General features: G+C 36.1%; 1 protein-coding gene. It reads right to left on the bottom strand.

Going from position 1 to position 984, the window contains the following annotated elements; translation table 11 throughout:
* Positions 1–974: DUF3231 family protein (locus V7077_RS27620; RefSeq protein ID WP_335507954.1), on the bottom strand; the 974-nt coding region annotated here is incomplete at its 3' end.
* Positions 975–984: the final 10 nt, after the last annotated feature.

Below are 984 nucleotides of genomic sequence, written 5' to 3'. Positions count from 1 at the left end.
GGAGCAAGTGGTGGCTGTTCTAACCATTTGTTTTCCACCATAATATTGAACCAATTTTTAGTCAATGTTAATGTTTTTAGAATTGTCTTTTCATAAACGAGAGCTAGGTCTGTTCGCATGGCTCCTGCTAGACCTGTACCATAATATACTTGTGCAGCTTGACCCAAGAAACCCATATGATACAACATTAATTTATCTGAGAAAGGAGAGTCCTGTGACGTTGTAACCTCTGATTCCCACGACATGGGAACGGGCAAATTATCCTTGTGCAAAATACCTGCAAGGTCTTGTATGTTTTCATCTGCTTTTTTTCCTATTTCCTCAAAAAACGTTCTTATTTCTTCCGATTCAGCGACTTGACTGAACCCGATTGAAAGAGATTTTGCCATAATGCTTTTTTTGATATTAAGAGAAATACTGATTATTTCTGTAGCAGATAAAAGTCTCCCTTTTCCGAAGAATCCATCAGTAAAATCTTTGGTGGAAATATATTCAGGGGTCTCTTTAGGATAGAAATAGGGATCCCGTTCGAATTTTCCTTTTTTAAGCAATAACTCAATGGTTAAATCGTACATTCTTTTTGCAGCATTATCACATGAATTGTAAAATTCACGCAGGTCCTTTCTGACAGAAACACTTAAAGCAGTGGTATGACCCAACAAACCATGTATCGTCATTATATGTAAATAATTTAAGCAGAATGTGTCAGAAAACAATCTCTTTGCATCCTTTTTAAGATCGGACTCAGTAAATCCATTCGGAATTGGAAAACCATCTTTCTCCATGAAGGAAACAAGCTGCTTCTTTTGCTTTTCCCATATCTCAATGGCAACTTCAAAAACATTTTTCACCTCTTCGTCTTCCAAAATAGAAATCATATATTTATTTACTATCTCGGTCAACGTTCCGTTTATATACTCCCCCCATACTGTTCCAATTTCGGAAGACGTAAGTTTTATATTATCATTTTCCATTTGTTCTCAC

This window comes from Neobacillus vireti, assembly GCF_036962465.1.
GTDB lineage: Bacteria > Bacillota > Bacilli > Bacillales > Cytobacillaceae > Neobacillus > Neobacillus vireti_B.
This window is presented reverse-complemented; position numbering and strand designations above follow the sequence as displayed.